Below are 22,866 nucleotides of genomic sequence, written 5' to 3' on the forward strand. Positions count from 1 at the left end.
TCTGAACTTTAACAGCAAGGAAATGTTATGACAATTAGAAATCAAAATCAACCAAAAGATAATCATAATATTACTAATCTTACTAAAACAAATTGGAATCTTCAATTATCTCCCATATCTGTCACATTAATACCAATATCAGCAAGAAGAGAATATCATTAACTCGACGATCACAAATTATGCTGATATAATTAAATATAAATTAGAATTACAAGAAGCAAATAATAAATTGAAAGAATCTGAGTTATTTAAAAGAGATGTAGTTCAAAATATGGTACATGGATTAAAGATTCCATGTAACGGAATTTTTTCATTAGTAACAGCTCTTTATGAAATAGAAGATAATCCTGAAAAAAGGATTATTTAGCTAGTGTAGTAAATTGTGCTGAAGAATTACTAGATTATTATAACAATATACTTAGTTATCTACAGAATAATTCTGGATTACCTCCTATAGTTTTAAATAAGTTTGATCCAAAACAGCTAGTAAATAAGATTATTGATAAAGCGATGCCAATAGCTCAACGTAAGGGATTAAATTTATCTTGTAATTTTCAGTATGATTTAACAAATGCTATAATTAGTGATACTTATCGAATAGGGGCAATATTAGAGCAGTTAATAGATAATGCTATTAAATTTACTAAAGAAGGCAAAGTTGTGGTAACAGTGAACATGTTTGCTATTAGTCCAGCCGTTTCAGAATTAGAACAACAACACAGAGAAATGGTATTCCAATTTATAGTGCATGATAGTGGTATTGGTAAAGAAATCAGGCAACATCTTCATGAAAAGATTGATAAATTTGATGTTGCTATGCAATATCATGGACTTGGATCAGGATTAAGTTTTGTAAAGCGTCTAATTGGTGAGTTAAATGGAGAGATTAAAGTAACAAGTGAAAAAGGTAAAAGTACTACTATTGTCTGTAATATACCAATTAAGTTACCTCTTCTTGATGATCTGATTTATGATACATAATGTTGAGACTTATAAGGTTTTGATGATTATGCATTCACTAATAATAATGATTTTCTTGATTATTGCGATTTACTTGCTACACTTAAATAAAATTATAGTAGGGATTGATATATGGCAAGAAGTCAAGAAAATCATCAAAAAACTATAGATCCTATTATAGGAAAGTTAAAACCTAAAGGTATAGATTTTGAGCTAGACAAAATAAAAATTACAGCTCTATCAAATTGCCTATATAGTAAAAGACTATTAACGAAGATCATGCTTATTAATAAGATTTCTAGAAATAGAATTGATCTTAATAAAATTAAAAAAGCAATTTATTTTGCTAAAAAGTATCACGGAAAGCAAAAAAGAGAAACAGGAGAATTTTATTACTCACATCCTTTAGAAGTAGCATATATGATTTCTGATTATTTATTTAGAACGGATATCATAGTAACTAGCATATTGCATGATTGTATTGAAGATACATTGCTTACTAAAGAAATGATTATAAAAGAATTTGGCTATAAAATTGCTAATCAGGTTGAAGATTTAACACGAGTTAAAAATGATAAAAAAATTAGTTCAGCAGAAATGGTTGAAATATTGTATCAGCAGAAGAAAAAAGATTTACTATTAATTAAATTATTTGATCGATTACATAATATACAAACGGTAGGAGCTAAACCTCCTGAGAAAGGATGGAGAACAATTTTAGAAACTCTACAGGTCTTCTTAACTGTTGCTACTTATCTTAAAATACCAAATGTTGCAAGACAATTACACACACATTGTTTAAATATAACTGCAAATTATAAAAAATTAAATTTATATAATAATGCAGTATAATTTATTCCTCTTACTCACGCATCACAATATGGAACTAAACAGTTAAGTTAATATTACAGGAATATAGTAATTGTAAGGTGAGATATTAAAAATTATTGCTCATGATACAGCATTAGATTGCTACAAAAAATAAAAATATATGAGTCAAGAATTAACTGAAGGTTAATATGATTGCTAAATCTATTAGTGTTACTATAGATAGTTCTTTTGCTAAGAGTCGTTATAGTAAAGGATAAATCAATAATATTAGTAATTAGGTTTGGTATAGGTCTCAGAACTTCTTGATTTTTTAACTATTTCGTAAGATTATCAATAATTTTTGAGTTGTTAATGTTTATTTCAATGCATTTAAAATAAATTTACAGTTAATAATTTTAATACTAAAATTATGGCAATAGGATGATATAATTTTTTTAAACTTATTTCATGGTGGTTAAACATGACTAAAAGAAAATTGGATTGTGTAATCAAGGAGAGTATACAAATTAATACAATAAATAAGAAAAGTAAACTAGTAGATGATTCTGAAAAATATTCAACTAATCGGGACTCTAATAATATGTTAACTAATACAGAACTCTATTCCAATAAAAATATTAAGTTGGTATTGTTACATCATATGCAAGATAAAGTAATAGATTTAGATATCTTTGATTATGATGTTAATAAGGAAAAAGAAGAGCAATGGAATAAACAACAAAAAAAATTAATAAAGAAATTAAAATTTGATCTCTATAAATTTGAATCATCACAATTAACAGAAAAATTTTATGTACTTGGACAAAAAGATAATAATGCTGTTATTACAGCAGCTTCTATTATTAGGTTCCTTAAACAAGATGATGAACTTATAATAGATGTCATTCCAGTAATATTACACAAATATTCAAGGTCAATATATAATGACCTTAATATGCAAAGTGTATTAGATGATATTGCAATAGATATTTTATGTACTAGAAGAAGTGGAACATTAATAAAAAGTGAAGGAATAGATATTGGTAAGTTTATAGAAGTAATTAAGCTAAGAATCAATAATATTGATAATCCAATAAATATAGATGAGGATATTAAAAAAGTCATTGAAGTACCAAGTAGTAACTATAAAATTGCTCACCAAGAAATTGTAGATAAGTATAAAATTGAGTTTCAAGATAATGAAGGGAAAAGTAATTATAGTAGTGAAGAAGATGAAATATTAGATATAATAGATCAAATAAAAGATACTATCGAACACGAAGAAATAATATGTGAAGTAGTAGAACAGCTAATTACTAGAACTGTTAAAAAAAGCGAAAAAGGAGAAAAAAACTTATCTTGGGATATAAGTGTAATAGATAATGAGGGAAGGACACGTAATAACAAGGAAGTAAAATTAAATGATAGGGAAGCTATTGAAATATTTGCAAAAGCGGTAGAAAAATGGGATTTAGAATTATTTAAAGAAGCTAAAGATAAGTCCAAAGATTTTGCAAAGTTAGTAGATTATTTTGATGAAGAAATAAAAAATAAGTTTTGGGTACATTTTTATAATAATATTTATTATCAGGGTCGTTTAACAGAAGAACTAAATATTGATAAATTACTTAGCACTAAGATAGAATATAATAATTATATACAAAAAATTTCCGATGGATATGCATTCTTAATAAGCAACATACCAAGTATTTGGGATAAGTTAAAGCAAGAACAATTGTATGGCATTAATCAGTTATCTAAGAGTGACAAGATATCTAAAGATTTAATAGCAATAATAGAAGGAAAGATAAATCCAGTACAAGCTCAGCAGAATAATAATATTAATGATGATGCGGCCAGCAATAATATACAAAACATTAATATATACAACAAAGCAGACAATAATTGTATTAATAATGAGGATCAAGCAGATTTACTGGTAGGTAATTTTGTTGTACCTACTGTTCACTTTCATCATCAAGAGAATATTGAATTAGATTTAATAGGTAATATTGAATAATTAACGAAAACAAGGAAATATTATGCCACAAGCTGCACAGCCTCTAGCACCACAAGATGAAAAATTAGTACAGAATATTAATGGTTATTTTTTAACTCAAGAGGAAGATAGTAAAACTGAGTTTTTACGAGGCATTAATGGTTGGTTGCAAGAGAATGCATTACAGAAATATCAAAAACAGGGTAAAATATCAGCAACTTATTTAGCACATATATTAAAGACACATAAGAAATCTGTATTTGACCGCGATATTGTGCAGAAGTGTTTGAAGAAATGGTTGAAGAAGGAAGCCGAAGCAATTTTAGATTTTTTTAGAAGTGAGGAAGATACTCAAGATTTATATGATGAGTTTATAAAGTACAAAGATAAATATTATCCTGAGCACAGTACTCAGGCAATAAGAGAACTAAATAGTAAAATGAATGAGGCTTTAGGTTATTTAGGAGTTGCTTCTATTGATAAAAATTTATTAATAACTCAACAAGAGATATTACGGTTTATTAGAGAAAAGAGGTTAGATATAATAAAAGAATACTTAAAAGATATAGGTAAAAGTACCAGAATAAATACCAATATAACAAAAGATAAGGTAAAGGATTTATTTAAAGATAGTGTATTAGCAGAGCATATACAATCTTATATTGAGGTAACTAGCCAAAATAATCCTGAAGTAAATGATGACAGAGTAGCGGATCCCGATTTTGATGAGAATAATCCTAATGATTTTGATAGAACAGATGAAACATACAAATCTTTCTTAAAAGATACTAAAAGTTTACAGAGTAGATATGACAATCTAAATAAGCAAGATGCTCGAGCAATAGATAAGGCATTATGGGTACTTGCTTCAACTGATAAGCAAAGAGATAAAGTATTTGAAGAATTAAAGGAATATCGTACTGATAAACTTAAAATAAACTTATCTGTAATAGAGGAAAAGAATAAATTTACAATTCAGGTAAGTAAGTTAGAAAGAATTACTAGTGGTAATGAAAATAATCATGTTGTACCAGTATCTGTATTTTTAAAATCTTTAAAATATAGCCTAAGTAACCAAAAGTTTAATAATATTAAAGAAATATTTGGTAAATTATGTTACTTTTATGGAAGGGATTATGAGAAAAGTGTAATTTTTGAGTTTTTAAGGGATAAGATAGTTAACACCAGAAGTATTTCTAATGCTGATTTAAGATTATTACTAGAAGATAGTATCATCCCTTTTATATATTCTCATTGGAACGAAAGAGCGGAAGCTACGTATAAGTTGGCTAAAACACATAAGAGTTTTGGAGAAGAAGGGAATAGAATCAGGGGATTCAATGAAAAGCTAGAAGATATATATCATCATTTTTCTCAGAAATCATTTCGACAATTTAAAGCTGTAATAACTAAAATAGCACAAGATTATTTTAAAATACTAGATATACAAGATAATAATATAGGTAATGAAAGATTTAATGTAATAGCAGGTGATGCGATTGAAGTGTTGAGAATATGGTTAAAACTTTTTGAACAATCAGGAAACGAAATATTATCAGGTCACACACAACAAGATGAATACAGAACCTGGAAAGAGGAATATTTAACTAAAAAAGAATTTGGTAGAAAATTAATCGAGGCACAAAAACTTGGTAAAGTTAAAGAAGATAAATGGAAAGAAGATTGGGAGGAATATGTATTACAACATCCTGATATATCAGTTGATGAGCGTTCAAGTAAAGGTGCATCATCGTTAGATAATATTATTTTTGGTTTAGAACAAGGATTATTATCTCCTGGGAGATCAGATAGTGATTCTAGCATGGATACAGATCAAGAAGAGTTATATAATAAAGAAAATATTGAAAAAATACTATCAAATGGAATCAGTGATAATCTGGTAGATGTAGATATAGTAGAATATGATGATGATTTGGATGAAGTGCAAAAAACACAGCGTATTGAACAACTAAAACAAGAACAACAAACTAGGTTAATTAAGGAGTTAAAACAAGATTTGCTAGAATTACAATCTTCACAAATTACTGAAAAATTTTATGTGATTGGATTAAAAAGTGATACTCAAAAAATAATTTCTGCTTTAATTATAAAGATTATATTAGCCAATAATATACCAGTAATAAAGATATTACCATTAATAATGCATGAATATTCAAGAAAATTTTATGATAAAATGAGTGACGATAGTAATTTAGGAGATTCGGAAGTAAGTATTTGCAATAAAAGACAGTGTGGATCTTTGATAAATAAAGAAGAATTAGAAATTAGTAAATTTGTTGAGATCGCGAAATTAAGAATTCAACATATAGATAGTCAAGTAGGTATTATACAGACAGAGATTGATTCTATTTTAGAAATGCCTACTCAAAGTTTAGAAGCTCAACATGGGATTATAATAGAAGGAGATAGTAGTGATAGAAATGTAGAATCTGGGCAAGATGGTAGTAGAGTTAGAGTAAGTATTGGAGAGCAAGCTGGTACGAGTGGGATATTAAAGAGGAAAGGAATAGATTGTGGTGATTCACCTACAAAGAAAGTGAAATTTAATCTAGAAAATCTAGAGGAACATAGAGATAATATAGGTTTGCAAGCATCTAGCTCAAGTTGTCCTATTCGTTCTCCTAGTAAAAAACGTCTTAAACGTGATCTATGTCAAGAAAAGGCAACTGATGAGATATTTCCATATGAGCCATTAGAAGAAAATATAGCAGAAGCTTCTAAAATCAGTGCAAGACTATATTCACAAATAGCATATCTTGTAGCTTTAGAGCATCCAGAACCTACTAATCCAAATATCAAGCCAGACAATGTTCTTACTTATATGACTAATATAGGAGATATAATTAGTGAAGGAGAAATAAACCATAGTTTACGAGAACAGGAATTATTACAAACTCATTACCTAGAAGCACAAGACTTCTGTAATACATACCCTAAAGATAGGGTATTAGATTTAGTAGGAGCAGAAATTGATTTATCAAGTCGTGCTTGGTTATTTGAGAATGGTAAACATTCCTTATTAGTATCATATGATGGCAATCGCTATCAGATACATAGTCCAGATTTGAACTATAGGCAAAGCTTTCAAACCAAAGAAGGAGTAAGTTTTCCGGATATAGAATTATATGCTGAAGCATTTTTTAAATGGCGTAGTAATAGTATAGAATATGATTTGTTTACTTTAAAATCAAATGTACCGGAAAGCATTACCAGTAGAATAAAACAAGCTAAATTTTGGCATCCTGATCAAGTTGTTTCTGATTTAGTATTACTTGACAAAGGATCTTTTTCAAAGATAGAGGAAATACCAGCAAAAGTAGTAAGAGAGTTATTCTTTTTAGATGGTAAAGTACCGGAACTTATGGCATTGCATGAGGATTTTTTTATTAAATATTCTGGAAGAATTTCTATTAGAATGGAAGAATTACATAGTGTCTTGTCCTCTTTAGATCCGCAAGCACGTAAATCTTTAGTTAATTTAGTAAAACAACATAACTTCCAAGTAGATACTGCATATCTTAATAATATGCCAGAAAGTACAAAAAGTTTACTACATTCTTACCACAATGAGATTAGCAACAAGTTAAAAACATCAGAATCTATTACTATTAAAGATTTATCTAATTTATCTTGGTCAGTCCTTGAAAAAGAAATGACAAAAAATCCAGAAATTTCATCTGAATTAAAAGAATCATCACTAAAAAATGTGAAAGAGCTTTATTCTATTGCCTCAAAACGTTCTCATGAACTTGGGATAACTAGTCAAACATTATTTTTCTTGCCTGATATCATTAGATCAATGAACACTGGTAATTTTGAAGGATTAGAAAAAACTGGTGAAATGATGTTAGGAGATATGGCTTTTAATAAGATGTATGATTCACTAATAAGTAAATTGGGATCAGTATTACCTGAAAGTAGAATAGCATTACTTAAAAAACTACCTTTAACAAGTCCTATATTTAAGGTACTCACTATTCATTCAATTATAGAATTACATAAACAATTAAATAGTTTACCTGCTGATTCAGAAGAAGCCGGCATTATCAAACATCAATTAGGAGAGCAATATTTTACCATAGGATTAATGGTTGCAGAGTTATTTGGATTAGAACTAGGTCCATTATGGGTAGGATTAATGGCAGAACAATTAGTTTATGGAGCAATAGCCTTACGTAAGCAGTATCACTTAGATATTTCATTTGGTGAAGCGTTCTTAATGAATTTAGGATTTGAGCAAGATACGTTACGATCAATACTTACAGAAAGACAATTAGTTGACCTTAACCTATCTTTAGTCGATAGATTGACTGCTCAAACAAATACTAGTTATGGTTTAGTAATAATAAAAGTACCTAAAATGTTATATGATGCACCTCAGGTAGGAAATACCGTGATTGAGTTTAAGCCTCAAAATAGTCGTTTCTGTATGGAGGATAATGTCTTTTTAGAAAAAAACTCTGGTTATAAGAGAATTTCTTCTGTAATTATTGATGAACAAAACAACAATTGTGTTGACACTGCTGCATTACAAATATCTGGTGATAGTCTTGCAACACTGTATAGTAACAATAATAGTACAAAGCAACAATCTATTTATGTTAATTTTGATCCTAATGAAGGAGACATGAAATTACATTTTACTAAAGAAGGATTAAGTAGGCTAGATAAGTTAAATAATCATCAACAAAATAATACTAATGTTACTAATCCATATGTGGTTACTGCTCAGATATATCATAAACCTTATCCAGATCGGATTGGATTATTTGGTAATACAAATCATAGTTTTATATTAAATGATGAAAGCAAGCGTGTAATTAGTAACTATTACCTAGATGGTACTAGCTCTTTTGAATTTGAAGATAATACTATCTCTACAAGTATAATGTTTTTAAATAGAAAGCTCTTTAAAGGATATAACGCTTATATAAGCGGTAATACAAGTGATATGCAAGTAAGAAGCATCTATTCAGATGATATCACCAGTCATATTGTTTTAAAAAATAAAGATTACTTAAAGCTTAACTTAGAACATCTTCTTATAAATGGGAAATTAACTATAGATATTCCAAATATAGAAATATTATATGCCAAAGGTGCAGCAACATTACTACCAAGTCACCATCATAATACATTAGAAGTAAGTCATAATGTGCTAACTTTTAAAATATTATTAGAAGCACCAAGTATTAGAAAGATAACTATTAACAATAAAAATGCTTCTGATGTTATTATAGATATGGCACGACATCTTAATGGGCATGCTTTTACGTTATCTATAAAGGGTCTACATACTGAGTACAAATCGTATTATACTTTTATAGTAGATGATTTACAATCTGTATTAGATGAAATAACCTTTACTAATAGAGGTTTTCCTTGGTATTTTATTTTTGTTTGTAGTAGTAGAGGATCCGTGCAAGGATGGTGCGAGATTAGTAATAATCCTAAAAAAAATATCATATCCATAAAAGGAAAAATAGATGAAAGAGATGGCATACTAACCATCGAAGATAAGAAGTCTGTCTTAGAGATTGTTAAAAATACAAATAAGCTATCTCAAGATAATAAGCATATTGAGGTAATAAATTATGATAATGTAGTGAAATTAGAAGATGATTTAAGATTTAATCAAGTTTTAGAGAGTGCCAATTATAATAGTAGTGTTTACTATAATTATCTTAATAAACATAATTTTACAAATTGGCATATAATAGAATTTAATTCTATTAATAATTGTACAATATTGTATCATTTTCAGTATAGTAATATGCAGATTAATGGCATTAATTATTTTATTAAAGAAAACAAAATTTATGCTACTCTAAAAAATAATATTGATGGTAGTATATTACTTAGAGATAATAAAGGAAAACCTATATCTATTTTTATGAATACTACACTTAGTAACAGTCAAATTTCTTTAGAAGATTTAAAAGAAGGTTCTCTTGATATTAATAATACTACCTTACATAATTTATCTGATAACATAATTTTTGTTTTTCAGAAATCCAATGATGAAATATTTCCTATTTCTCTCAGATTTTTAAAAGATAGTTTTAAATATATTAAAAGTGATTCAGGTCAAGAACATTCAACATCATTAATGAATCAAAATCAAATAAGGTTTATTGAGATTGAACGTAATATATCACTCTCCAGTGGTAATAATCTAGAACAATTACAAGTGATTTCTACAACATATGATATAAATGAGAATCCTTATCATATAAGGAATAATGGACTTATAATTAATCAATATGGTAATAATTCATCGATACATAAAGTTATGCTATCTAATGAACTTGGTACACAGCACATAAATATTATACTAAATACTAGCTGTAATACATTTAGTACACATTGTTTTACTAGTCAATATGAATTTAATTGCCTAAACACACCTATTGCAATAAAAGATAATACTAATTCTACTAGTATTAGATTCAATCAGTATAATTATATCAAGACATTGTCCTCTCAAAAACTAGAAGTACAATGTAATGATAATATAGTGTCAACTATATACTTAAAAACACAACAAGATTTGGTACTAGAAAATCTTTTAATAAAGGGTAAATTAATAGTAGATGCTAAAAATGTAACTATATTAGATGCAATAAACGTTGGTGATGGTAGTAGTTTTATAACAGTAGAAGATAATACAAAAGATTTTAAAATAACATTAAAAGGACGTATTCACATTACTAAAAACTATGGTACTAATTATAGAGAATCTATTATAAGAACTAATCCTGGGGAAATAGAAAATGATATACAATTAATATATGAATATACCGAAAAGAATAATACAAGAATCTATACTGTAATGCTTGAACATATTAATGAAAGATTTTTTCAAGATATACAAATAGAAGATATTAAGAAATCACAACAATTAATTCATTTTGAAACATCTAAAACAAAATATGACTGGTATAATAGTGATAATGATATTAAAAGTGTTTTAAGGATTAAAGTTAAATTACCTAATAGCAAGATAGGCACATTGTTAATTAATGGTACTATATATATTTTAAATATATATAATCAAGATGAAGAGTTAGTATTACAAGAGATTAAATATCAGGGTTTACAAAATTGTTCCCCTAATACTGAAGGTTTAGTATTTAAAAATAAATTGCTCAATTGTACAGAATCTTATTTTTGTTATTACAACTTTTCTCCATTATCGAATATTGAACAAGAACAATATCTGAATTTAAATGATGTAAGTATATTTTGGTCACAAGATAATAATCATAAAGTCTTAGTGCATTATCCTCATTGTTATTTTATGGACGAATCAAAAAATTCTGAGAACTTAGAACATAAAAATGTTAAGCGAGAAACTAGTAATATATTATGGAATTCTGGCAAAAAATTATCTAATTTAGTAAATTTTAACTTACTACCAGGAGCAGAAGGTGCTATTACTGACAAGAGTAAATCCTTTAATGATTTTTATAAACTAATAAAACAATTTAATAATCATCCATCTGATACTCAAATAAAGAAACAAAATCATGAAACTGAAGCAGAAAATAATAATATAGATAACAATGAAAATTATAATCTATATTATAATGATATAGATAACAGTAAGTCATCTTTGTCAGATTATCTTTTAATAGATGATCCTGGTAATGACCAAGGAAATTTACAAACCGTAATAAATTCTATAGATATACCTAGTAAGCTGTCATTATTAACATTATTAATAGGGCAGTTTTTTGGTACCAATAAGGCTTTATCTAGTAATCCTTATATATCTCCTGAACAAGAAAAAAATAGATATATGAATGAATTAAGCAAAATAGTAAAAAGTGTAACATCAGAAATGGAGACAAAATATGGTAAAAGACATATAACTAATGAGGAATTAGAAGATATTTTACCAAGTTTAAATATATTATTTAATGACCAAGAAGAGTTAAATTATAACAATTATTCTACATCTGTTCTTGGCAGAATAACTGAAATATGTAATCATGTATATGATTTTTTTGGATATGAGACAAATTAATACAACAACATTGTTGTTATGCAAGATTTAGAAAATTGGCAAGGTGAGTTTGAGATATGTATTTATGCTAAAAAGTTATTAGATAAAATAACTTATTTAAATAGTGTAGTCAAAACTTCAGCAGTAGATATTGTAGAGGTTAAAAAAGCAATCTACTATGCTAGAAAATATCATGGCACGCAGATGCGTCAATCAGGAGAGCCGTTTTACTCACATCCGATAGAAGTGGCTTACATGATATCAGATTACTTATTTAGAACTGATATAATAATAACAAGCATACTACACACGATACTATAGAAGATACTGAACTAACTAAAGAAAAAATAGCCGAAGAATTTGGGGAGAAAGTAGCAAATCAAGTAATGGATTTAACAAGAACTAAACAACCCTCAGCTATAAGCTGAGGGGTTATAAAGTAGAATCGATTAGAAATCGATTATCATTCACAGGTTCACCTTCTTGTTCATCAATATAGTGCTGTATCATTTCATCAGTTATATTACCTGAGCTGACAAGCTATATAGCCCCTAGCCCACAAATGATTACCCCAAAATTGTTTTCTTAAATGAGCAAATTCTTGCAATAAAATTCTTGAGTACTACCTTTTAAATACTGTACTAACTTGCTAAGAGATATTTGCGGCTTATATGAGATAAACATATGTACGTGATCGCATGATATTTTCCCTGAAATTATATGTACTTCATGTTCCATACAAATCTGCCTCAGTAAATCTCTAGTCCTTTCTGATACTTTGCCTATTAATATTCTCTTCCTATATTTTGGTATCCATATAAGATGCACTTTTAAATCATACTGACTATGACTATTCTTTCTATAACTTCTCATAGTTCTTGACATAAATTCATTGCTAAAGCAATTTCATTATATCTTCCCTTCGCCTGAAGGCGAGGGATTTCTTATCCCCGAAGGGGGACATTAATATAAACAGATATTGCCATTATTTTAAGTAGTAGCTGAAAATCTACAGAGAAGAGGTTATTAACCTAACTTCAGATTAGGTTAATACGCAATATATAAACCTGAAGGTTTATTATTTGCTTATTTGTGCTGATTCAATGGATGAGCAAAAAGTTTCATGTTAATATCAATGACAGATTGAAGAAGATTGAAACTAATAAACTATGGCAATACAGTTTGCAAGAATAGAAATATTAGGTAGAAGCTCAGGAGGAAATAGCTGCTGTAAAGCTGCCTATAATGCCAGGCTGATTATTAAAGATGAGAGAACTAACATTACTTATAATTTTAGCACAAAAGGCGATAATGTTTACCATGCAGTATTATTACCTAATTACGTAGATCAAAAATTCAAAGACCCAAGGGTCTTGATGAATGAGGTAGAGCGTCTAGAGACAAGAAAAAATAGTCAATTATTAAAAGATGTAGTTATAGCTCTACCTGATGATAAAGAACTAGATTTAAATGATAGGATAGCCATTACTCATGAAATCATTGAAGAGATGGGGTGGGTCAAAAATGGTCTAGGAGTTCAAATTGATATTCATCAGCCACATGATGGAGAAAAGAATTGGCATGCCCATGTGCTTGTTACTACCAGAAGATTTGCAGAAGACGGTAAAACGTTAGGAGCTAAGGCAGTAGATTTAAATCCTAAATTTGCCAAAGTTAAGGGCAAAGCGTTCATTATCCCAGAAGGGGAAATAATTCATAAAAGAGCTAAAGAAGTAATCAATAAATATTTTGCTCAGTTAGGTCTAGAAAACCGAGTAGATCCAATAAGTTTTGTGCCTCAGAGACATGTTGGTCCTACTCGAATGAGAAGTATTATCAATGAAATAGCTGAGCAAAATAAAATATGTAAATTAGCTCATCTGGAAATTATTAAAAATAGTGATGGAGTGTTAAATCGTATTATTCGTCATCAAGCTATTTTTACTAAATTGGATATAGAAAAAGCAATAAAAGAGATTCCAGAAGAAGTAGAAAAGTCAAAACTAATAAGGGAGGTATTAAGTGCACTTAGGTATTTTATTGGCATAAAATACGTGCGCTCAGTGAGTAGTAATATTCCAGTAAAGTAATAATTTAAAAACACTAATTGTAATAATGGCGTTATATCACTTTCATGGTTCGTGTATACAAAGAAGCAAGGGACAAAATGCCGTTGCTACTGCTGCGTATATTTCTGCCAGTAAATTAGTATACAAAACCATTGATAAAGAAACTGGTGAAGAGATTAGCATTACTTATGATTTTACAAAAAAGCAAGGAGTGGTATATAGCAAGATATTTGTGCCTGAAGGCTTTGAAGACGCTGCATGGTTGCAAGATAGAGAGCAGTTATGGAATGCAGCAGAAGCAAGAGAAAAACGAGAAGATTCGACCGTTGCAAGATGTATAGAATTTGCCTTACCTAAGGAGGTATGCAAAGAAGTAAACATTAAATTAGTTGAAGAGTATGCACAGCAATATATAGTAGCACGTGGTCTAGTATGTGATGTAAATATTCATTACGATAATCCTGATAATCCGCATGTACATTTTCAGTTTTTAGAAAGAAGATTAGAGCGTTTAAAAAATGATGAAGTAATATTTGCAAAAAGAAAAGATGGCGAATTATCAAGAAGAAAGTTTTTAGCTAATTTAAGACATCAATGTGAGGTCGAAATTAACAAAGTATATGAGGAAGCAGGTTTACCTTTTAAAGTTAGTGCTAAGTCATATGAGGAACTTGGAATAGACCAGATACCAACGCGTCACAAAGGTCCTGCTCATTATATGAAAGCAACTGAGCTTGAGGCAAAAAACAAAGAGATCATAGCTGAGAATGCAAAGAAGATATATGAAAGTCCTGAGATAGTATTTAGTCGTATTTCGTATACGAAACCTGTGTTTACTAAGGAAGATATTGCTATAGCATTATCTGACGCTTTGATGGTGCATTTAGTGTCAAAAGGCAGTGATATTGCAAAAGAGCAAGAGGCTATTAGAGAGTTTGGTAAGGGCTTAGTACAAGAGCAAGTAGATGGTGAGAATATAGCAAATAATTCAGCAGAAAGTACATCTGATGACCAAGCAAAAAATACAATAAACAAACAAGCAGATAGTAGCACCAACAATCCCACTATCGAGCATTTGAACAAAGAATATGGAGAGGAGTTTTTAAGGCTTTACAATCAGTTGCTCTTATCCGACAAGATAGAGCTGATGGATCAGAAAGATTTGACTGATAAAACGCTATATGCCTTGAAATCAAGAGTAAATTTAGAGCATCGCTATGTATCTGCTATAGAGGAGTTAAATGCTAAAGAAGAGCATAATCTTAATATTAGCGGCAATAATATTGGCGAGAGTAAGAGTTTTAAAATAGGTTACTAGGAGCAGGTAGTAAGACTAATGAGTTCAGTGATGAGCAAATTAAAGCGATCCTATCAGTTTGTAACGGTTCTGATGTCAGCGTACTTGAAGGAAATCCTGGAGCTGGTAAGACTTTCGTGATGAGAGAGATAGTGCGGCAGTACAAAGCGGCAGGGTTTAAGGTAGTAGGTACTGGACCAAGCAGCGTATCTGCAAAGGTCTTAAGTAGAAATGCAGGGATTAAAGCTGATAATACGAGTTTACTACGTAAGAAAATCGTAGAGTCAAAAGGAGGAAACTTTAAGATAGATTTAAGCAGCAAATACTATGAAGAGGAGGAGTATTTAAAATCTATTGGTTGTGATGCTGTATTTAGCGGCAGCAATTCAGAAGTTCTTGATAGTAAGACTGTATTGATCGCAGACGAGGCAAGCATGATAGAGCTTGTTAATATGGACTATTTGGCTCACGAGGTCTTAAGGTCTAAAGCAAAACTAGTACTTGTTGGTGATAACAACCAGTTTACAGCTGTTGGCATGACTGGTGCATTTAACAAAGCTCGTAAGATTGCAGGAGGCGTCAAGCTCACCGAAGTTAGACGACAAGAGCGGTTAGAGTACAGGAAGGCTACTGAAGCTATGGGACGCTTTGAAATGATTGACGCTATTGAAATATACAGGGAACTAGGCGTCTTTAATATTAAAGATAATGAAGAAGAAGCTAAAACTAGCTTAATCTCAACATTTGCCAAAGAATACACTGAGCAGATGGATAGTCTTAAGCGAGACGATCTAATAGCTATTAGAAGTATTGCAATTGGTGCGTACACGAATGAGAAAGTAGCTGAGTTTAATAGCAGAGTTAGGCATGAGCTAAAGCATAGCGGAGCATTAAAGGGAGCTGAGGTATTAATTAGTAGTGGCGGCAAGATGCTACCGCTGATGAAAGGTGATCAAATAGTATTTGAAGAGAATAGCTTAAGATACGGTATTAGTAACGGTGAAGTTGGAACGATATTATCGGTAAAGCCGTTTGGCGATCTAAAAAACACAAGCGGTGGTGAGGGGATCTTAAAGATACTAGTACACAAAGCAGATGGCAGTAAAGACGTAATAGAAATTGATACCGCACAAGACACCGAAGACGGTAAAAGAAGAATTAAGTTAAATCATGGATATGCACTAACTGGTTACAAATTGCAAGGTGAGACGGTAGACCGTATGCATGTATATTTTGACCGCTCTATTGGCTATGAGGCGTTTTTAGTGTTAATGTCACGTCATAGGGAGGATGTGAAGCTTCATGCGTCCGCAAAAGAGCTAGAAAACATAGTGTATCAACGTCTTGATAGTGACGTAGAGAAAGTTAGAAAGCAGTTTAAGATTAACAGCTATGAAATGCTACCTGAAACGATTACAAACGAGGATGGTTCGTCATATGAAAAGCATGTCCCAAAAGAAATACCTAACTGGTTAATCGGCTTAACGCTTGCAGTAAATAGAAGAGCTAATAATAGTTTTGCAATAGACTATAGAAGCGGTGGCACATTAGACGGTAATCAGGTAATCATCAAGGAGTATTTAGAGGCACGGTCACGAGTTTTTGAGTGCCACGGCAAAATGAGGGAGTGGAAGAGAGATATCGAGGCTACTGGTAATATTACCAGATTACATAGCAAAATTCTAAGTCAGGCTACTAATTTAAAGAGTATCAAATTAGACGATACAAGTCCTGCTATTGATTTTGAATTAGAATTAAATATCAAAGATTTAAAGATAGATCCATACAGCATTGCACTTAGTGACGGCGAGGATAGCTTTAAATATGTTATTGAGAATATTGTACGTGATGCGAAAGGATCGCAATCGGATAATGAATACAGTAGCGTGCAAGATAGCACCAAGCCAAGCACTGTAAAAGGCGTCACATATATTGACGGTAAGGCACGCATTAACTTCAAGGAGCTTGATAGCAGAGATCAAAGCAAAATTATAGCTATTTGTTTAAAAGAAAGTGACTTTGAAAATCTTAAAGAAATCTTTGAGGAGCTAAAATTAGAAAAAGAGGTTTTAAGAGATTACGCTGCGGTGATTTGTGGTAGCTATCATAGCGTAATTGATGCTGAGAATGCAGAGGAATTTAAGCGTTTAATTCTTGCAAAGAAAGATGAGAGTAAATTAATTACGGAAAGCAAAGTTTAGTACGTGAGAAGAATTTTAGTAAGTCCAATGAGAGAAAAACTGAGTTAGAAAAGCAGATTGCCATAGTGAAGGAGCAATCAACTAAGTTTGAAGAAAACTTAAATATAACATCTGGTAAAATCTCAACGAGACTAAAGTTAATTAAAGAGAATACTACATTTACCAGTAATTCTGTATTGATGGGCGAGAGGACTATTCAGTTAAATATTAACTATGAGACGCTACGCAAACATGCAGGTTTTGATACATTCAAATACTATTTACAAGATATCACAAGGCACGACACAATCATTCACTGTAAGGGATATCAAGATTTAATGATGCTTGCTCGTGATACTAGCGGGGAGATTTTGGCGGAAAGAGATAGTTCTGCAGGGTAGTAAACAAATATCTATAACACCAACAGATACCTCTAATAGTACTAATACTAAAGCAGTAGTAAGTAAACTAAACCAAAGAATACAAAAGGATCTTGCATCAATAGATAGCTATATATTTGACAACAAGGAATTATTAGAGCTTAAGAGATGTGATTTAGCCAAAAGAATTTAAGTGATTTAAAGCAAGAGCGAGAACTTAAAGAGAATTTTGTAGACACGTTACTGCCGCATTACTTGGGACGTATTTACGAGCAATCAGGTACTGATATCTTAGATGTGTGGATAGGTTCAAGGCGGTTAATCCTGATGTAGAGATGCAAAGGCTAGCGGGGCACATTCAATCTAATCCATCGGTGCTTGGCAAGTTACGTGGCATCGGTCTAGGTACGATATTTGGAGTAAGCTCAAGCCGCCGTAAATCCATAGAGCAGGTAAGCAAACTAGGCGAGCAGCTTCTAAAGTATGAGGAAAGTATGGCAAGGCTAAATGAGATTAAGGAAGATGATTTAATTAACGAGCAGCAACAAATCATTAAAGTACTTGAAAAAGAGCTTAAAGATTTGGAACATCTAAAACCAAGCAAGGCAGAAGAGAAGTTCGTAAGTAGTTTAAAGACAATGCAGGCAGGTAGCGGTTTAAATATAGATAGCTTTAAGTCTTTAATAGAGAGCGATGAGGTCCAAGATTTAATATGTGAGTACTACAACAGTCAGAATGAGAAATACACAAGACTAAGTGCTAATGACGAGGAATATCAAGATGAGTATCAGGCATATTCTAAAGAGCAGGAGTATCAAAACCAAGAACATCAAGAGAAAGTCGTTAGAGCTCATGGAACTGATCAGGCTATTAATCGTGATGTTAGTTCTAGTACTACTCGCACCAGTAAATAGCAGGAGAGAACGCACTAAAGTACCATCTTTAAGATTTAAAGATGTGCAGGAAGCTTTAACAAGCAGCGACATAGAGAAAATATTTAGGCAGTATGTGTAAACCTTCAGACGGGCTGTTGAAAAAGTTATAAAAAGAAGTAGAAAAGAGTTAATCTAAGGAATAAGCTGTATTTTTATGCTTAAATGAAGGTGTAAAGATGCAGGGTTATAAGCTTGATCAAAGTGTGAGATGTAATAGCCTTAGCTTAAGGCACATGATACCTAATGATCATTTATTAGTGAGGATTCATGAAGCTAAAGAATTAGAGTTTTCTTTTATCTATGAAATAACTAAGAATCGTTATTGTGCTAATTACGGACGTCCATCAATTGATCCTGTATTATTTTTTAGGATGCAAATAATAAGTTACTTATATGGTATAAAGTCAAATAGACGATTATGTAAAGAAATTCAGTTAAATATAGCATATAGGTGGTTTTGTGGTTTAAGTTTAGAGGATAAAGTACCGGATCATTCATCATTAAGTAGGATAAGAGATAGATTTGGGGTAGAACTATTTCAAGAAATATTTATAAGCTTGATTAAGCAATGGTATGAACTAGATATTATAAAAGGAGAAACAATTATTTCAGATGCCTCTTTAGTTGAATCTAATGCCTCTATGAATAGCCTAATATTAAGAAAAGATCAAGGTGATTCACAAAAGAGAGAATTAAAAAAATATGAACGTCGTTATCATGATTTCCGAGAAGGGAAAAAAGTAAGGAAAATATCTAATCAAACTCATGTCAGTAGGACAGATCCTGATTGTAGTCTTGTATCAAGAACTAATGGTTATAAAAAGCTATGTTATAAGACCCACTACTCAATTGATTCAGATTCACGTATTATAATAGATTGTTATGTAAGTACAGGATCACAACATGAGTGTATTGTACTTCCAAGTAGAGTTTGGAATATATTAAATAATTTTTCTTTTAGAGTAAAAGAATGGATAGCAGACAAAGGTTATGGTAGAGGTCCAACCTATGGATATTTTAAATTACTTGGAATTACAACTTATATACCTTTACATGTAGATAATCTTGGTGAAGGAAAAATAAGTAGGGGGGAATTTCAATATGATAGAGAACAGGATAGATATAAGTGTCCACAGGGACATTATCTTTATCCGTATGATAAATTAGATAAAAAACAAATAAAACGTTATCGTATTACAGGAGGGCATTGTAAAAATTGCTCTCTAAAATCAGGTTGTATTTCTGATAATTATAGTAATAGAGGACGATTTATTTATCGTAATCCTTATCAGGATGAAATAGATGAGGTAAAGGTCAGACAGAATAGAATTGATTTTAAGAAAAAACTAATTGAGAGAAAGTGGAAAATAGAAGGTCTATTTGGTGAAGCTAAGGAGAATCATGGTTTACGAGGAGCAAAATTTAGAAGTGTACAGAAAACACAGATTCAAATACTGATGATTGCGATAGTACAAAATTTTAAACGGATACTTAAAATTATTTTTTGGTTTTTTTATCTACTGCTATTAAAGATAAAAAAATATTAAAGTATTTGCAACCTTGTTGATTTTTTCAACAGCCCGTACACGGGCTGTTGAAAAAGTTATAAAAAGAAGTAGAAAAGAGTTAATCTAAGGAATAAGCTGTATTTTTATGCTTAAATGAAGGTGTAAAGATGCAGGGTTATAAGCTTGATCAAAGTGTGAGATGTAATAGCCTTAGCTTAAGGCACATGATACCTAATGATCATTTATTAGTGAGGATTCATGAAGCTAAAGAATTAGAGTTTTCTTTTATCTATGAAATAACTAAGAATCGTTATTGTGCTAATTACGGACGTCCATCAATTGATCCTGTATTATTTTTTAGGATGCAAATAATAAGTTACTTATATGGTATAAAGTCAAATAGACGATTATGTAAAGAAATTCAGTTAAATATAGCATATAGGTGGTTTTGTGGTTTAAGTTTAGAGGATAAAGTACCGGATCATTCATCATTAAGTAGGATAAGAGATAGATTTGGGGTAGAACTATTTCAAGAAATATTTATAAGCTTGATTAAGCAATGGTATGAACTAGATATTATAAAAGGAGAAACAATTATTTCAGATGCCTCTTTAGTTGAATCTAATGCCTCTATGAATAGCCTAATATTAAGAAAAGATCAAGGTGATTCACAAAAGAGAGAATTAAAAAAATATGAACGTCGTTATCATGATTTCCGAGAAGGGAAAAAAGTAAGGAAAATATCTAATCAAACTCATGTCAGTAGGACAGATCCTGATTGTAGTCTTGTATCAAGAACTAATGGTTATAAAAAGCTATGTTATAAGACCCACTACTCAATTGATTCAGATTCACGTATTATAATAGATTGTTATGTAAGTACAGGATCACAACATGAGTGTATTGTACTTCCAAGTAGAGTTTGGAATATATTAAATAATTTTTCTTTTAGAGTAAAAGAATGGATAGCAGACAAAGGTTATGGTAGAGGTCCAACCTATGGATATTTTAAATTACTTGGAATTACAACTTATATACCTTTACATGTAGATAATCTTGGTGAAGGAAAAATAAGTAGGGGGGAATTTCAATATGATAGAGAACAGGATAGATATAAGTGTCCACAGGGACATTATCTTTATCCGTATGATAAATTAGATAAAAAACAAATAAAACGTTATCGTATTACAGGAGGGCATTGTAAAAATTGCTCTCTAAAATCAGGTTGTATTTCTGATAATTATAGTAATAGAGGACGATTTATTTATCGTAATCCTTATCAGGATGAAATAGATGAGGTAAAGGTCAGACAGAATAGAATTGATTTTAAGAAAAAACTAATTGAGAGAAAGTGGAAAATAGAAGGTCTATTTGGTGAAGCTAAGGAGAATCATGGTTTACGAGGAGCAAAATTTAGAAGTGTACAGAAAACACAGATTCAAATACTGATGATTGCGATAGTACAAAATTTTAAACGGATACTTAAAATTATTTTTTGGTTTTTTTATCTACTGCTATTAAAGATAAAAAAATATTAAAGTATTTGCAACCTTGTTGATTTTTTCAACAGCCCGTACACTTGATCTGACAGGTAGAGATTGATTAAGCAGCAAAAGTGCTGTCAGATAAGTAAGAATTAATAGACTTATCTTGAGCAATTTTAATGCTATCCTTGAAAGTTTGCATAGGAGTTTTTCCATAACAGAACTTTCCAGAATGCGGTCTAGTATTGTTATATTTGTTTAAATATTGATCTAAGTCAATCTGTAAATCCTCTAATGAGCTATAAATCTTTTTACGGAAAGCTATATCATAAAATTCATCTTTTAAAGTTCTATGTAATCTTTCGCATATTCCATTAGTTTGAGGAGAACGTGCCTTAGTTTTAGTATGATCAATATTTTCTATAGCCAAATATAACTCAAAAGCATGATGTTCTACCTTACCACAATATTCCGTTCCTCTATCTGTAAGGATTCTCAGTAGTGGTACATCATGATTATTAAAGAAAGGTATTACCTTATCATTTAAAATATCAGCGGATGTTATTGCAGATTTATCAGTATAGAGTTTGCAAATAGCCACTCTAGAATAAGTGTCAATAAAGGTTTGTTGGTATATTCTACCTACTCCTTTCATATTACCGACATAATAGGTGTCTTGTGCACCAAGATAACCGGGATGCTGAGTATCAATTTCTCCATGAGCCTCTTTAATTTGTTTTGCTTTTTTTAAAGCAGATATCTGCTCTTCTGTCAGTAAGATACCGTCCTGTGCAGATTTAGCTTCTAAAGCTTTGAGTCGTTTCTTTAGAGTTTCAAGATCGTTGCGTAGCCAGATAGAACGTACACCACTGGATGACACTATAATACCTTGCTTTATTAGTGCTTGGCTCGCACGAAGCTGACCAAGAGCAGGATTCTCTATAGCAAGATTTATTACTGCTTGTTCTATATGTTCTGATACACGATTCTTTACTATAGGTTTCTTACGACTCATATCCACAAGAGCCGCTTCTCCGCCCATCTCATATAGTTCCTTGAAACGGTAAAAGCTATCTCTTGAATAGCCCATTACTTTACACGCAGTACTAACACTACCTAGTTGTTTTGCAAGTTCTAATAATCCTAATTTAGGTTTGATTATTTTTTGATCATAATTTGACATATTGTTCCTATTAATTGAGTTTTATATTTAGT

The 22,866-nt window shown here is 30.6% G+C and carries 9 protein-coding genes and 5 pseudogenes; 12 read left to right on the plus strand and 2 right to left on the minus strand.

Features of this window, described 5'->3' with window-relative positions; genetic code table 11:
* The first annotated feature begins 27 nt into the window (after positions 1-27).
* From REIP_RS13745 to REIP_RS06210, 5 genes and pseudogenes are all read left to right on the plus strand, one after another.
* Positions 28-981 (plus strand): annotated as a pseudogene (locus REIP_RS13745) (sensor histidine kinase).
* A 111-nt stretch (positions 982-1,092) separates the two neighbouring features.
* Positions 1,093-1,812, plus strand: a complete 720-nt coding sequence (locus REIP_RS06195; RefSeq protein WP_045804087.1) for an HD domain-containing protein — start codon at positions 1,093-1,095, stop codon at positions 1,810-1,812.
* A 559-nt stretch (positions 1,813-2,371) separates the two neighbouring features.
* Positions 2,372-3,790, plus strand: coding sequence for a hypothetical protein (locus tag REIP_RS06200; protein ID WP_156147444.1), 1,419 nt, complete (start codon positions 2,372-2,374; stop codon positions 3,788-3,790).
* 22 nt (positions 3,791-3,812) lie between these two features.
* On the plus strand, positions 3,813-11,819 hold the full coding sequence (locus tag REIP_RS11775) for a hypothetical protein (protein WP_197069209.1): 8,007 nt from the start codon (positions 3,813-3,815) through the stop codon (positions 11,817-11,819).
* A gap of 18 nt (positions 11,820-11,837) precedes the next feature.
* Positions 11,838-12,208, plus strand: a pseudogene (locus tag REIP_RS06210) (HD domain-containing protein); the annotation flags it as partial.
* A 113-nt stretch (positions 12,209-12,321) separates the two neighbouring features.
* Here REIP_RS06210 and tnpA read toward each other — a convergent pair.
* A pseudogene (tnpA, locus tag REIP_RS06215) lies at positions 12,322-12,683 on the minus strand (IS200/IS605 family transposase).
* 284 nt (positions 12,684-12,967) lie between these two features.
* Here tnpA and REIP_RS06220 point away from each other — a divergent pair.
* The 7 genes and pseudogenes from REIP_RS06220 to REIP_RS06245 form a co-directional block, all read left to right on the plus strand.
* Positions 12,968-13,831: pseudogene (locus tag REIP_RS06220) on the plus strand (MobA/MobL family protein); the annotation flags it as partial.
* An 82-nt stretch (positions 13,832-13,913) separates the two neighbouring features.
* Positions 13,914-15,185 carry a MobA/MobL family protein gene (locus REIP_RS12715; RefSeq protein ID WP_231569277.1) on the plus strand — a complete coding sequence of 424 codons (1,272 nt, stop codon included), beginning with the start codon at positions 13,914-13,916 and terminating at the stop codon, positions 15,183-15,185.
* Between the two features lie 83 nt (positions 15,186-15,268).
* A pseudogene (locus REIP_RS12720) lies at positions 15,269-17,365 on the plus strand (AAA family ATPase); the annotation flags it as partial.
* A 65-nt stretch (positions 17,366-17,430) separates the two neighbouring features.
* Positions 17,431-17,745 carry a hypothetical protein gene (locus REIP_RS11780; protein WP_197069210.1) on the plus strand — a complete coding sequence of 105 codons (315 nt, stop codon included), beginning with the start codon at positions 17,431-17,433 and terminating at the stop codon, positions 17,743-17,745.
* A 278-nt stretch (positions 17,746-18,023) separates the two neighbouring features.
* On the plus strand, positions 18,024-18,638 hold the full coding sequence (locus REIP_RS12725) for a hypothetical protein (RefSeq protein ID WP_045804090.1): 615 nt from the start codon (positions 18,024-18,026) through the stop codon (positions 18,636-18,638).
* Positions 18,639-18,892: 254 nt separating this feature from the next.
* Positions 18,893-20,206 (plus strand): transposase, encoded by a 1,314-nt coding sequence (locus tag REIP_RS06240; RefSeq protein WP_172686766.1) that lies wholly within the window; start codon positions 18,893-18,895, stop codon positions 20,204-20,206.
* Positions 20,207-20,391: 185 nt separating this feature from the next.
* On the plus strand, positions 20,392-21,705 hold the full coding sequence (locus REIP_RS06245; RefSeq protein ID WP_172686766.1) for a transposase: 1,314 nt from the start codon (positions 20,392-20,394) through the stop codon (positions 21,703-21,705).
* Positions 21,706-21,769: 64 nt separating this feature from the next.
* Here REIP_RS06245 and REIP_RS06250 read toward each other — a convergent pair whose 3' ends face one another.
* Positions 21,770-22,834 carry an IS481 family transposase gene (locus REIP_RS06250; RefSeq protein WP_045803566.1) on the minus strand — a complete coding sequence of 355 codons (1,065 nt, stop codon included), beginning with the start codon at positions 22,832-22,834 and terminating at the stop codon, positions 21,770-21,772.
* Positions 22,835-22,866 lie beyond the last annotated feature (32 nt).

Source organism: Rickettsia endosymbiont of Ixodes pacificus (genome assembly GCF_000965155.1).
In the GTDB taxonomy this organism is placed as follows: domain Bacteria; phylum Pseudomonadota; class Alphaproteobacteria; order Rickettsiales; family Rickettsiaceae; genus Rickettsia; species Rickettsia tamurae.